2 protein-coding genes are annotated in these 14,049 nt (G+C 46.0%); both read right to left on the reverse strand.

Annotation, left to right across the window (positions count from 1 at the left end; all coding sequences use genetic code 11):
* Positions 1-10,134, reverse strand: coding sequence for an amino acid adenylation domain-containing protein (locus ACP69X_RS14565; RefSeq protein ID WP_426052790.1), 10,134 nt, complete (start codon positions 10,132-10,134; stop codon positions 1-3).
* A gap of 63 nt (positions 10,135-10,197) precedes the next feature.
* Positions 10,198-14,031, reverse strand: a complete 3,834-nt coding sequence (locus ACP69X_RS14570; protein WP_426052791.1) for a non-ribosomal peptide synthetase — start codon at positions 14,029-14,031, stop codon at positions 10,198-10,200.
* Between the last annotated feature and the right edge of the window lie 18 nt (positions 14,032-14,049).

Genomic DNA, 14,049 nt, shown 5'->3' on the forward strand with positions numbered 1-14,049 from the left:
CTACATCCAATCCAAAATCTGAATCTTGTTTTTTTCAGTCCAAACGCCGACATCCCCTGTCGGATAGAGGTATTCGCCAGTTTGATGTTTGAATGGATGTGGAATTTTATGCGTCTCCATCCAATCAGCAAGCTCCCCGCAAAGTGCTTTGATATCCTTTGCGCCGATAAAAATATCTCCAGGGAATCCTATAGGCATGAGCTGATGCTCTTCGCTCAGGACATATATTTCCGTCTCACAGGAAGGATCATGTACACCTGAATAGACCTCTTCTTGATCTGGGTACAGCACACTGACTTGTGCGTTTTTCGCCCAATCGGTAATCATCCGCTCTTTTTCTTCATTCGTGACGATTGTGAAGGAAGAAAGGGGTGTCTCCATTTGTTCTGTCATCGCTTCAAGTGTGTGGATCAGCTGCTGCATCAGCGCTTGTATTTGCTTTTCTGTATATTGATTCAAGCGATATGTGACCCGAAGCTCTAGCGTATCTCCCGGAACTGCCACAAGGGTCAGGTCATAGTTCGTTTCTTCATGACTCGCAATGTCTAAAATGCGCACTCCGTATGGCTCGATAGATTCAATCGGATAGTTTTCAAACACGACAATGCTGTTAAACAATGAATCTCCATTCGGGATGTGGGTCAGCTGCTGAATATCTGGCAGTACGGTATATTCGAATTCCCGCATCTGAAAAACTGTGTCCTGCGTATGTGCCAGCAGCTTGGAAATGGTCCACTCTGGCGTAATCGACAAACGGAGCGGCAATGTGTTAATAAAGAGCCCTGTCATGCTTTCAACCTGTGGTAAATCCGCCGGCCGTCCTGATACTGTCACTCCGAACACGACATCATCAGATCCTGAATGAAGATGCAAAAGCAGCCCCCATGCTGTCTGAATCAGGGTGCTCATTGTCACCTTCTGCTTGCCTGTCATCTTTTCGAGTTTCTCCTGCATCTCGGGCGTTAGTCTGATACTTAGCTGATCAACACCTGCATCTTCATCCGAAGCATGCCCGTCGTCTCCTGGAAGCGGCGTGGCCTCCTCTACTCCTGACATATAATGTTTCCAGAACGCTAGCGCCTTCTCTTGATCCTGCTTTTGCAGCCACTCGATAAAATCTTTATATGGACGGACAGCAGGAAGATCCACCTCCCGTTCATCCACAAGAGAGCGGTACAAAGAAAAGGATTCTTCAATAAAGCTGAACAAGCTCCAGCCATCGATTAAAATATGATGAAAGCTAAAAACAAACGTGCATGTGTTTTCATCACGATGGAATAAAGCAATACGAATCAGCGGTTCATCCGTATCTTCTAGTTTGAAATCCTTTAAACGATCTGTTTGCAAATATTGCTCGATGGCTTCCTTCTGATCCGTTTCACTCAGGTGGCGCACATCGTGCTGAGTGAGGTGAATGCTTTCTTCTGATTGAATCAACTGAACAGGCTCCTTTAGCCCTTCCCAAGCAAATGTTGTCCGCAAAATCGAATGACGCTCCACAAGCAGATTCCAGGCTTTTTCATAGGCTGTGCCGTCCGTTAAGCCTTCGAGCGTCATATGCACTTGACCAAAATACGCCTGTGACGCTTGATCTAATAAAGCATGAAACAGCATCCCTTGCTGCATTGGAGATAGTGGATACACATCCACTACATTGTCTGTGAGATCATCGATTTGCTTTTGTGTCAGCTGAACCATTGGAAAATCAGATGGCGTAAAACCGCCTTTTGTCTCTACACAATGCGTCAGAATATCCTCCATTTTTTCTTTGAACCGTTCAGGTAACAGGCGCACCTCTTCATACTGAAGCAGTTCACGATTGATCATAAAATTCATCTGAAGCTGACCGTTCACAACATATCCGTACACATCGATCAAATGCTGTCTTTCTGCTTTTGGATCATGTACATGTCCATTTCGTTCATCAGCTATATAAAGGTGTGTCTCACCGTCTATTTGATCTAACTGTCCAAGGTAATTAAAGCTCATCTGCGGCGCTGCCTTTTTGAGTAAACGAGTTGCTGTCATGTATTGAAGCAAGCCATAGCCGATTCCCTTTTGCGGCACAGCTCTTAAGGTTTCTTTGACATCTTTGATTTGTCTCTCAACATCGGTTTGAATAAAAGGAATAAAAATAGGATAAGAGCTTGTAAACCATCCGACTGTTCGTGACAAATCCATTTGTTCAAATAAATCCTCGCGTCCGTGCCCTTCTAACGTAATAAGTAGTGGCTTTCCAACGGCTTGCGTGAGTCCTGATAAAAGTAAATCGTTTACCTCTGTTCGGTACGCTTGAGATGCCTGTCTTAATAAAATATCTGTTTGATCCTTCGTCAATTGAATAGACAGGATTTCTGCATGTTCTTCTATATTGAAAAGCGCAGGTGTTTGAAAAGGAGAACCCTCTTCCTCTAGGCTCGTGATCTTTTGCCAAAAAGGAACCTGCTCTTGTAATTGATCGGTTTGTGCATATTCATAAAGAGCCTCTGCCCACTGCTGATAGGACGCAGTTTTCTTCGCAAGCGCGATTTCCTGCCCTGCCGCAAGCTGCTTCAGTCCATTTAATAGGTCTTCCTGTATGATGCGCCATGAGATTCCATCCATCACAAGATGATGGGCAGCGATAAAGAGTTCTGACGTACCATCACTTGTGTGAAAAAGAACGGCTTTGATGACTTCTCCTCGCTCTAATGACAGCGTTCCTTGACAAGCGGCGGTCTCCATACGGATTTGTTCCAGCGCTTCCTCCTGAGAAACACTCGTCAGATCAAAGAAGGTGACACAAGGGGTGATGCCAGGCGCACGAATGGTTTGAATCCACGAGCCATCTGCTGCTTTTGTATAAATCGCTCTCAGCATATCGTGATGATCGACAATGTTTGAGAGAACCTGTGTCAGCTGCTTGAGCTGTATGGATTGCTTGAATTCCATATGGGCAGATAAATTCCAGTAATCTTGGTTTATCAATGATTGCTCAAAGAACCATGATTGGATCGGAAGCAGACGAACAGCTCCTGTGACAGGCGACTGATCATAGAACGCAGCAGCATCTGACTTTTTCATAGCGAGTGCCAGTTGTGAAATCGTCTGTTTTTCAAATACATCTCTCGGCTGAATGACGTAGCCTTCCTGTGCTAAGCGCGCCACCATTTGTATGACAATAATCGAATCTCCGCCAAGCTCAAAGTAGTTATCATGTACGCCAATCGAAGGAGTGCCGAGCAGCTGAGTCCACACTTTTTCCAGTACACGTTCTTCCTCACTGAGTGCCCTGTCAGCCGGTTTGTCCACTTCTTCCTGTCTCCACTCTGGCGGCGGGAGACGTTTTTGGTCTACCTTGCCATTTGCCGTGAGCGGGAGTTCCTCCAGCTCTATTAATAGGCTTGGCACCATATAATCTGGCAGTATTTCTTTTAATTGATGGCGAATGTCTTGCGTGGTCACGCTGCCCTTTTGGACAAAATAACCGATCAACCGCTTGTGGCCACTCTCATGCTGGTGCGGAATGACTGCACATTCTATGATGTCTTCAAAGCGCAGCATAGCGGCTTCAATTTCCCCGCATTCGACGCGGTGTCCGCGAATTTTCACCTGATGATCGATTCTTCCTAGGCAGTCGATGATGCCGTTTGGCAGCCAGCGGCCCATATCGCCTGTTTTATATAAACGCGCTCCTTCTTGGAAAGGATGCGGGATAAATGATTGTGATGTTTTTTCTTCATCTCCAAGGTAACCGAGTGCAAGCCCTGTACCGCCTACATAGATCTCTCCAATGACACCTTGCGGAACCGGCTGCAGCTGGTCGTCTAGTACATAAGCTTGTGAATACGCAATTGGCTGACCGATAGGAACCGCCACCTGCCCCTCATCCACTGCCCGAATGTGATGCACACAGGAGAACGTCGTATTCTCAGTTGGTCCATAGCCGTTTAAAAGGCCTTCAGGTAAATACGGCAGCGCTTTACGGATATGAGCAGCTGACAAAGCATCACCACCGACCAATAAGGCATCGAATCCAGATAAAGCTTCTGGATGTTCCTCTGTTAATCGGTTAAACAGCGGCACTGTCAGAAATCCTGTTGTGATCTTGTAAGATGTCAGCGTGTCAGCCAGCGTATCCATTGATAAAATCGTATTTCGATCGGTCAGTATCAGCCTTCCTCCGTTGAGCAGGGCTCCCCATATTTCATACGTAAAGGCATCAAAGGAAAAGCTAGCGATTTGTAAAATACGCGTATGTTCATCAAGGGTGACATAATCTGTTTCACATACAAGCCGGATGACCGCTTGATGCGGAATCAAAACCCCTTTTGGCTGGCCGGTTGATCCTGATGTGTAATTGATATAAGCGAGTCCATCAGGTTTTAAGGCAGCAGGTTTGAGTTCTCCCTCTGATAAAAACTCTTCATATCCCTGATCAAGACAAATGAGCTCGGTTTGACTGATCGAGACTTGTTTCAGCCATTCATTTTTTGTTAGTAACAGCTGAATACCTGTATCCCTCAGCATATAATCAATTCGTGCATCTGGATATTCAGGATCAATTGGGACGTAGGCCCCGCCTGCTTTCACAATCGCCAGCACCCCAAAAATCATTTCAGGCGACCTGTCGATCAGAAGCCCTACAGGTTCATGCGGCTTCACTCCTCGCTGCTGCAGATAAGCGGCAAGCCGATTGACTTTCTCTTGTAACTCCTGATACGTCCACTGGTCTTCCCCAGATTCGAGGGCGATCGCATGAGGTGTCTTTTTCACCTGTGCTTCAAACCGTTCTGTGATGAGAAGCGGGCCCGCTGGTTGTTCTGTTTTGCCGCTCCATTCATAGAGCAGCTGCTGCTTCTCTTTCTCTGGCAGGTAATTCATTTGTCTGATTGGCTGTGCTGGATTTTCACAAATACATGCAAGCAGCTTCTCGTAGTAAAGAAGGAACCGTTCCATTGTGTCGTCAGAAAATAAGTCTGTATCATACTCTAGTTTTAATTGAAGACCTTCCGCCCCTTCAAAAACAAACAGGGATAGATCGAATTTGGCCGTATCATTATCTTCAATGGCTAAAACGGATGTCGCCTCACCCATCGGAGAAGCTTCAAGGGGCAGGTTTTGCAGAACGAACATGACCTGAAACAGCGGCTGCTTCCCAGCCTCACGTACAATATTCAGTTCATCTACGACCATCTCAAACGGCACATCCTGATGCGCATAGGCACCCATTGTTGTTTCCTTCACTCGCTCTAATAGCTCTGTGAAAGCCGGATTCCCGCTATGATCGATCCGAAGTGCCAGCGTATTCACGAAAAATCCGATGAGCTGCTCCATCTCCGTCCGATTTCTCCCGGCAATGACGGATCCAATGACAATCTCATCCTGTGAAGACAATCGATGCAGCAAGGTAGAGAAAGCCGAAAGTAATGTCATATAAAGGGTGCTGTCTGTTTTCTTAGAAAGAACCGCCAGCTGCTCAGATAACGGCTTCGACAAGCGGTATTTTTTCGTTTTTCCCCTATAGGATTGAACGGCTGGACGCGTGTAGTCATACGGCAGCATCAACTCTTCCACAGGTACCGCAAATTGCTCCTTCCAATAGGAAAGCTGCTTCTGAAGTATTTCTCCCGTCAAATACTCCTTCTGCCATAGTGCGTAATCTGCATATTGAATTGACAGTGGTGAGAGATCAGGCTCCCTCCCCTCGATCATCGCTGTATACCATTCGGATAGCTCCCTTGCGGCAATGCCAATCGACCAGCCATCTGACACGATGTGGTGAATGGACATGAGCAGCAAATGATCTGTTTCTGACAGCCGAATTAATTTCGCGCGAAAAAGTGCATCTTGCTCTAAGCGGAAAGGTGTGCCCGCTTCTTTTTTCGCCCATTCAGCCGCTTTTTGTTCTTTTTCTTCCTGTGATGCCAGCTCTGATACATCTACCACCTCAAGCGCTGGAAGAGTCATATGCTCATGTATGATCTGTACCGGTTCATCGCCGTTCATCGCAAAGGATGTTCTGAGCGATTCATGCCTTTGCACCATTTGCTGCAGGCTGTGCTGAAGCACCTTTACATCTAAAGGTCCATTCATCCGAAAGGAAATCGTATTATTGTATAATGCTAGATCGGGCTGTAATTGATAGAGAAACCACTGTCTTTGCTGAGCATAGGACATCGGAAGCTCCTGCCCCTTTTCTATTTTCCGTATCGGAATCGCTTCATCGGCTTTGGCATATGAATCAATCCAGTCCGCTAACTCTCCAAGTCTCGTATGCTCAAAAAGAACGGCGAGCGGCACGTCAAATCCCGTTTTCTGCCTAACAGCTGACAGCATTTGCGTTGCCTTGAGCGAATGACCTCCGAGTAAAAAGAAGTGATCACCACAGCTGATGTTTGAAACATCAAGCAGTTCGGACCAAATGCGCGCCAAGAGTTTTTCCGTCTCAGTTTGAGGTGCTCTGTCCTCTGAACCCTGTCCATTTTCCTCTATTAATTCATTGAAATGCACTTCGTCCGGCATCCCATCCTCTGTTTCTTTCCAGTATTCTTCAGGATATAGATGTACGGAACATTCCCCAGATAGACGAGACTGTATACACGTATAAATGGACTGATACAGCCTTTCTTCAATAGCTTTTGTTTGATCGGTCTTGAAAAAGACATATACGGCCTGTTCTGTTTGAATATCCCCCTGTATCATTTCTTGAATATCCTGCTTCGACCGATCCAGCCCGATATAAATGAGAGGAGCATCTGTCATCAAGCATGCCAGCATTGTTTGAATGCCCGCCCGTTTTGGAATCGGGAGATAGCCTCTTTCTTTTAGCATGCCTTTGATCATTGAGCCTTCACTCATTCCCGTCTCATCCCACATACTAAAGCTAAAGCAATACGGCTTTACTGTAGAGGTCAGCCTCTGATAATGAGCAAATTGTTCAACGAACTCATTGGCCGCGCAATAAGCGCCAACGGTCATCCCGCCCTTTAACGTTCGAGCTGAGGAGCTAGAAAGGAATAAGACATTCTGCCGTTTAGAAGCTGCTTCATGTAGCGCAATCGTGCCATATACCTTCGCTTCGTACATCGCATGTAATGACACAGACGTCATGTCACGAAGCAGCTCTTCTTGAATGATGCCAGCGAAATGAATAACGCCATGCAGCCTTTTGCCTAAAGCCGCCTCCTGTTTTGAGATCAAGGCTTCAATGGCTTTTGCGTCAGTGATGTCCACCTTTTCATAAAGAACTATACCGCCACGCTTTTCCGCTAGTTTCTCAAGTGAAATCAATACGTCTTGCTGCTCCACAGATAAAGCCTCTCTCGCCTTTCTTCCAACCAGCACAAGTTGCGCTTGATAGGATGTCAGCAGGTGCTCACTCAGCAACCGTCCAATGCCGCCAAGCCCGCCTGTCATCATGTAAAGCCCGAATGATTCAAATGGCGGCTTCTTCCTCCTTTGTTCTTTTTCCAGATGAAGCGGCGTTAAAAGAGGAGTATAACGAACACCTTCGCGATAAGCGGCGATATGATGGCTTGTGTCATGTGTAAGCTCTGTCATGATCGATGATGCATGAGAACGGACTGCATCTGATTCTGCCAGAGAAAAATCAAGACACCGCACCTTGATAAACGGCCATTCATGCTGAACAGCTGTCATCAATCCTGCTGTCGTTGCTTTCTCCACATCATGTGTTTGATCTTCCGGCAAATTCATCGCATGAGCAGAGACAAAGGTGATCTCTACCGGCTCCTCATAGGCAGCGATCGCTTTTGTTGCATATAATGCACTCATGCTGCCAGTTTTCTGCGCTTCTTTCGCCATCGCTGCATGAAGTGTGTCTTCTTGAGTTGTGTAGTTCCAAAGGTGAATGATTTGTTTCACCGAAACGCCATACGAACGGAGCGTCTCAAAGAGTTGTTCGTAGTCAGACGGCCGATTCGGGTGGATGATGAAGTGTGTATGTGTGAGTTGTGTGAATGCTTGACCCGGTTCAACCGTAATAAAGGTTTGTTCATTGCTTGAAAGGGATCTCAATTGATCTGCCAGTCCTAATGTATCTGCAAAGATCACCGTGTTCCCTAAAGTTTGTTTTTCAGCTTCATGGAGCGGATCAGGTATCCACTTCTTTTGTAAACTCCAATCAGGCAAGGTGTGTTCATTTTCAAGTCTGATGTCCAGCTCCTTGATGATTTCATCGAATTCGCCTTCCTGCCATCGCTTCTTGAGCTGTGCCCTCTCTATTTTTCCAGAGCTTGTTTTCGGAAAGGCATGCTTCTGGACAGGGATCACGCGCGATGCATATAGACCCATTTTTGTTGCAATTTGGGATTTAATATTTTGACTTGCCCTCATGATATAAGAAGGTTCATACAGCTTCGGTGTAAAAAAGAGAATCAGCTCGTCGGATGCAGATGCTTCCATCCGAGCGGAACAAGCGGCTACAAAGCTCGTTTCGACGCCGGGTACTTCCTCTGCAATGACTTCAATTTCATAGTTGTGATAATTTTTCCCGTTGATGATGATCATGTCTTTTTCTCTACCGGTTAATGTCAGCCTTCCTTCGTGCAGGAAACCTAAATCCCCCGTGTGGAACCAGCCGTCTGTTTGAAAAACTTCTTGATTCGCTTCGTCATTCTTGTAATAGCCCTTCATTGTCGTCGGCCCTTTAATTTGCACACTGCCAATATGATCTTCGGGAAGAAGCTCATGCTGATGGTTAACGATACGAATCGTAATACCCGGAATTGGTCTTCCCAGCTCTGTAAAGCTGACGGTTCCTGTCTCACGTGCCTCCGCTGGTCTTAGCTGCTCTGTGAGTGATGTTTCCTCAAAGGTTAGGACTCCGCTGCTTTCATCTCCCCGCTCTATCGCAAAAGAGAAGACAACGGCTGAAGAGATTTCAGACATGCCGAATGCTGGTCTAATGACGTCTCCCTTTAAGCCGTGCGGAGCCAGCAAGTGTAAAAATCGGTGAATCGTCTTCGGTACGACCGCTTCTGCCCCATTGATCATACAGGTCATAGCAGAAAGGTCCCAAGATCCTGATGAAATGTCTTTCTCATAATCATTGATCATCGCAAATGCGAAGTTAGGCGCCCATGTCTTCGTTGCACGGTAGCGGTCCATCCAGTCAAGCCAGCGCAGCGACTGAGCGATAAAATCATCTGTTCTTGCCCGAACCTGCTCACAGCCCGTGTACACATTGACAAGGTGAAACATCACAATACCGCCAATATGATCTAAAGGCATCCAGTCTAACGATACATCCTCTTGTGTAAACCCATTGGCTGCCACTGTTCCTTTGACATTCGCCAGCACGCTTCGATGAGAATGCTCTACGCATTTGGGCATCCCTGTACTTCCAGACGTTAAGATAAAAAAGACTGAATCATCCGGTGATGCTGGATAAGCTTCTATATCTCTTTCTAAAGAAAGCATCGGCTCAACGGCTGCGACACGTAACTTGTCTGTATGCCACAATAAAGCTAAGCCTTGCACCTCATCAATCAGCGAGTCATCTGTTAAAATGATCGGATGCTCCAGCAGGTTCCACGCATGATGAAGCTTCTTCACGGAGGCGTTCATTTCCCGGTAGGTTGGTGCAGCGGACACTAGCGTTGGAACAAATCCGCCTAACACACACGCCCAGAAGGCTGTTACCATCGCTTGATTGGATGAAAACTGAAAGAATACAGGATCACCCGGTTCAAGTCCTAACGCCCTCAAACCTGTCAGAACCCGCTCGGCGTCCTCCTTTAACTGCGCGTAGGATTGTGTGAGTTCATTTTCACTATTGACGATATAAGTCAGACCATTTTTCGTTTTTGCCGCCTCTGTTAAGGCGTCCTGCAAGGTTTGGGCTCCTGCCTTAACATCTAGATCCCCTCCATAGGAAAGGGCGGGCGGCATGTCCGCTAAAGCAGGGGAAGCCGTTTGCATCTGTATCGATTCAGCTGCGGCCTCCTGCTCCATGTGATTGTCGAGAAATAAATGAGAGAGGTGATATGGCCGCGGTCGAATGGTTTTTTCATGAGAAAAAACAGCGAAGCGTTCGATTTCGTTGGTTTGTAAAATCGTTCTCTGTACATCTTGTAAAATCGTATCCATTGATTCATGTACATTTGATTTATTTATAATTGATGGTTTCATATGAGTTCCTTTCCTTTTTTGACAGGCAGGGCTGTCAACATGCACCCCTGCCTGAACTAAAGTTCACAAAACGGCTTCTCTATTTTTTTGATTCACGATCTTTTGGATCAGCTGGGCATTTTGGGCTGCACATTCTTTGTTTTTGAACATGTCAGCGTGTTGACCGTAGCCTTGATAATAGCGATAAGCACCGGTCGTCGCCTTTTCCCAATGATCCATCCAGTCTGGAATCTCAATTTGCTCTTCCGATTGGATGAAATCAATATCTGCTTGTATCTTTCCTTGATTCACCCCCTTAACAAATGTTTCATAATAGGCCCGCGTTTTTTGAGCAAGCGCTTCTTGAACGAGCTCTTCTTGGGCAAATTCACTTTGCTTCGATTGATGGACAATCGCTGCGATATCGTCATCAATGGATCGTCCCTCTAAATCACTTTCTCCAATTTTCTTATAGGAATCGATCATGATGACCTTATCCACCGTCCGCCCTGCTTGCTCAAGTGATTGAACGAGCTCAAAGGCCATATAGCAGCCGCCAGAGTAGCCCATCAAAGTCAGCGGCCCTTCAGGCTGAAGGTGCTGAATATGCTGAACATATTGCGTCATGCGGTGATCAGCTTCAATAAAATCAAAGGCGATCAAACGAACACTATCAAGCGTTTTGGCGGCTTCCTGATAGATAAAGCCATAGCCCGGTAATGGCGGCAGCGCAAAGACCGTTGAAGACTGAGATTCATTGAATACAAGATAGCCGGCAGCTTCATGATCCTGCTGTTGAATATAACGGCTGATGGCTTCAATTGTAGGCGTCTCAAACAGCAAGTGAATAGGCACCTGAACCTCGAATTCCTTCGACACCTTTGATAAAAGCGACATCGCTTTTAAAGAATGTCCACCAAGCTCAAAGAAATGGTCATCTGTACTGATATCATCTCGTTCAAGCACTTCACGCCACATGACAAGCAGCTTTTGTTCTACCTCATTTGCCGGAAGTTTCACATGGCGGTTTCCTTGAGGCGTTTCTGGCTTTGGCAGCTGACGTTTATCAACTTTTCCATTTGGTGTCAGCGGCATTTTCTCAAGTCTGATCAGCTCATGAGGCTGCATGTAAGCAGGAAGTTTCTCCTTCAGCCCTGACTTAATCACATCAACTTTGTCCTTCCACTCCTCCTCACACGTCATATAGGCGAGCAGTCTTGTATGCTGCGAGCCATGCTGATCAGTTATAAGGGCAGCTTGCTTTACGCCCGGATGCATGAGAAGGTGGGCTTCAATTTCTGTCAGCTCAATTCGGTGGCCGCGAATTTTCACCTGATCATCCACTCTGCCTGCATACTCAATCAGACCGTCTGCTCGAAAATAAGCCAAATCTCCCGTACGATACAGCCTTTCTCCCGCAGCAAATGGATGCGTGAGAAAGACTTCTTTTGTCAGATCAGGACGATTCAAATACCCCTTCGCAAGTCCTTTGCCGCTGAGACAAAGTTCTCCAACCATTCCAATCGGCTGAAGCTGTCCTTGCTGGCTCAATATATAAGCACCCGTTTGGTTTATCGGCTTTCCTATTGGAATAGAATGCGCTTCTATCGGCGGAGCTTCATCTACAGGATAATAGGTGGCGAAAACCGTTGATTCGGTTGGGCCGTAGACATTGATTAGTCTGCCTTTTCCCATGACATCAAAGGCTTTTCTCACATGCTGTACAGATGCACGCTCCCCTCCGAACAGCACCTTGCGCACACTGCGCATCCAATCGGTTTCTTCATCAACGAGAAGATTAAATAAAGCAGTTGGAACAAACATGACAGAAATGCTTTCTCTTTTAATCAGCTCCGTCAACTCGTGCATATCTAAAATGGTGTCTTTTTTCGGCAGGACAAGCTTCGCCCCGTTTAAAAGCGCACCATATACATCAAAGGTAAAGCCATCAAATACGCTGTTGGATAGCGACAGCAATGTATCTGTGTCTGAAATGGTTAAGTAGTTCGTATTTTTGACCACGCGGGCAATATTGGAATGGGTTGTCATGATGCCTTTTGGCTGACCCGTTGTGCCTGATGTATACATGATATAAGCCGTATCGTGTAAACCCGCTTCTTGCGGCAGATTATCTGAGCTCATCAGTGAAATTTCCTGATCATCTGCAAACAGATACGTGCCAGCAAACGCAAGTCCCTTTGCTTGACCAATAAAGGATGAGTGAGTCAGAAGATGCGTCGCTCCGCTGTCTTTGAGCATATATTGAATGCGACTTTCAGGATAATCGGGATCAATTGGCACATAGACTGCGCCTGCTTTTAAGACAGCAAGCAGACTGACAATGAGTTCAGGCGTTCGATCGGCTAAAATGCCGATGACCGTTTGATGTTCGGCCCCATTTTTTTGCAAATGCCTTGCCAATCGATTGGCCTGTTCATTCAGCTCGGCATATGTCATCGTTTGCTCTTCTGCTGATAGTGCCACTGCATTTGGCTGTTTGCGGACATTATGCTCAAACCATTTTGACAAATACAATTGGTCATGCTCAAGCTCAGGTGCATTCCATTCCTCAAGAATCAGCTGTTTTTCCTGTTTCGTGACGAGTGGGAGTGTATGAACCGATTGATCGGGATGCTTGACCGCCTCATTTATCAATAGACTGAGCTGTTCCTTTAACTTGTGAACAAATTGAGGATCAAACGCTCTTTTGTTAAAGGCCAGCTTCAATAGTAATTCTTCTCCAGGCGATGAAAGCAAATTGAGATCATAGTTTGATTTTTCATAGACATTCATGTTCTCCACCGTGAACCCTAACCGTGCCTCTTGCTCGTCCTTCTTTGCGGCTGGGACATTTTCAAACACGACAATATGATCAATGAGCTGCTGCTGACCTGTCTTTGCCTGAATATCATAAATCGGAATATATTGGTGCGGCTCGGCTGCAAGAGACTGCTGCTGTGTTTCTGACAGGAGTGCACGAAATGTCATATGATCCGTCAGCTGAATTCTTCTTGGGATGACATTGATGAACAATCCAACCATCCTGTCAACGCCAGCCAAGTCTGCCGGGCGTCCTGACACAACTGTTCCAAACAACACATCATTTGACCGCTGATACCTGCTCAGCAGAACTGACCAAACGGATTGAAGCGCACTGCTTAACGTCGCATTTTGCTGCAGCGCTAACTCTGATAAAGCGGCCGTTTCTTCTTTGCTCATAGACCATTCAATTTCGCCTAATTCATGTTCATTCGTTTGTTTTCGCTGTTCTTTAAAGGTTGATTGTCCATCAAACCCTGCTAATGATTGCTGCCAATATTGAAGTGATGCTTGTTTATCTTGTTTTTCCAGCCACTTTATATATTCTTTATATGGTTTGACCGGTTCTAGCTTATAAGGGACGTCATGTAAAAGTGCATGGTAAATCGCAAACAACTCCTGCACCACAAGTCCAAAGCACCAGCCATCCAGAAGGATATGATGATAGCTCCATATCCAGCGATAGCTGGCAGAACCCGTTTGGAAAACAGATGCCCGCATGAGAGAATCCTTCGAGAGGTCAAATCCTCTCAGCTGATCCTGTTGTTTGAATTTCTCGATACGTTCAAGCTGTTCGTCTTCAGAAAGATCTTGCAAGTCCACAACATGAAGTGTAAAAGGACGCTCCTTTAGCACAACTTGGACAGGGCGCTTTACTTTTTCGTGGAGAAACACGGTACGAAAAATATCGTACCGCTCCACGATGATATTCATGCTTTTCTCAAGTAAGTCATGACCCAGTGTGCCCTTAACGTTCATATCCATTTGCTCTACATAGAAGCCCTTTTCTTGATGATGGAGGGTATGAAACAGCATTCCTTCTTGCATCGGTGACAGATAATACATGTCTTGAACTTGATCCCTTTTAAATTGACTCATCTATTTCATCCTCCCTTC

This window comes from Bacillus sp. DC4300-2b2 (assembly GCF_049895685.1).
GTDB classification, from domain to species: Bacteria; Bacillota; Bacilli; order Bacillales; family Bacillaceae; genus Bacillus; species Bacillus safensis.

Excerpts from the sequence above, each read along its gene's own strand:
- ACP69X_RS14565 (WP_426052790.1), bottom strand. The coding sequence starts at position 10,134 with ATGAAACCATCAATTATAAATAAATCAAATGTACATGAATCAATGGAT.
- ACP69X_RS14570 (WP_426052791.1), bottom strand. The coding sequence starts at position 14,031 with ATGAGTCAATTTAAAAGGGATCAAGTTCAAGACATGTATTATCTGTCA.